Raw genomic sequence first — 1,203 nt, 5'->3', positions numbered from 1 at the left:
GCGCCACTCACGGTGGTCGTCAGTGTCGGCGCGGTCAGCGTGCCGGCCAGCGACAGACCGCCTGTAACCGTCAGACCGATCGAGGCAGTGTCGGTCACCGGGCCGGTAACCGACAGCGTTGTGTCATCGGTGAGCGCGAAGCCACCCTTGCTGGTGAAGCTTCCCAAGGTGGCGATGGCGTTGCCCGCGCTGGTCAGCGTGGCGACGCCGCCGGAACTCCCCGAGAGCGTGGCCGCCGTCACCGACCCGGCGGTCTGCGAAATGCCGCCCCCGACGGACGGGTCCGTGCCCGCCACCAGCGTCACGCTCGGCGCCCTGATCGTGCCCGACAGCGTCATCCCGAAGCTGCTCTGCAGCGCGATCGAGGCGCCGTCCGTCACGGTGCCGGTCACCGACAGCGCCCCGGCGTTGGTCAGCGAGAAGCCCGTCGTCGTGGTGAAGTCGGCCAGCGTGGTGATCGAAGCCTGCGGCAGCGTGGCCGAGTTGGCACTGCCCGTCAGCGTCGTGGCGACCAGGCTTCCCGCCGCGGTTTCGGTGATCGCACCGGTGGCGATCAGCGTGACGGTGGCGCCGGTGACGCTGCTTTTCAGCGTCAGATCGCCGGCCACGTTCATCGTGACATCTGGCGGATCGATCGCACCCGCGACAATCAGGCTTTGCCCGTCGACCAGGGTGAACGACGTGGTTGCCGTGTAAGGCCCAACGCTACCGATGGCATTGGTCGCACTGGTCAACGATAGGCTGGCCGCGCTGCCCGTCAGCAATGCCGTGGTGATTGAGCCAGCGGTCTGCGTCACCGCACCCGTCGCCGTCAGCGCGACCGATGGCGCCGAGAGTGTGCCTGTGAGCGCTAGGTCACCCGTGACGTTCAACGCGGTGCTGCCGGCAGCCAATGGGCCCGCCACCGTCAAGCTTTGTCCGTTGGTCAGCGCGAACCCGGCGGTGGTGGTGAACCCCGCCAACGTGCCGATCAAGTTGGCGCCGTTCAGTGTGGCACTGGCACCGCTACCGCCGAGCGTGGTCACGGCGATAGCGCCCGCGCCGGTCTCGCTGATGGCACCCGCGCTCTCCAGATCCAGCACGGGTGCGCCGGACAAGTTAAAGGCGCCTGCAATGGTTACCGGGCCGCCCGTCGGCGTGCCCAGCACCAGCGTTGCCGCTGTGATCGGTGAGGCGCCAGTAATCCCACTGCCGCCACCCACC

The 1,203-nt window shown here is 68.5% G+C and carries 1 protein-coding gene; it reads right to left on the bottom strand.

Annotation, left to right across the window (positions count from 1 at the left end; genetic code table 11):
• A partial coding sequence (locus tag GSQ76_RS31410) for a hypothetical protein (protein ID WP_216851271.1) occupies positions 1-1,203 on the bottom strand: 1,203 nt, incomplete at both ends.

Source organism: Acidisphaera sp. L21 (genome assembly GCF_009765685.1).
GTDB lineage: Bacteria > Pseudomonadota > Alphaproteobacteria > Acetobacterales > Acetobacteraceae > LMUY01.
Note: the sequence above shows the minus strand (reverse complement) of the source record. Positions and strands in the feature narration are given on the sequence as shown.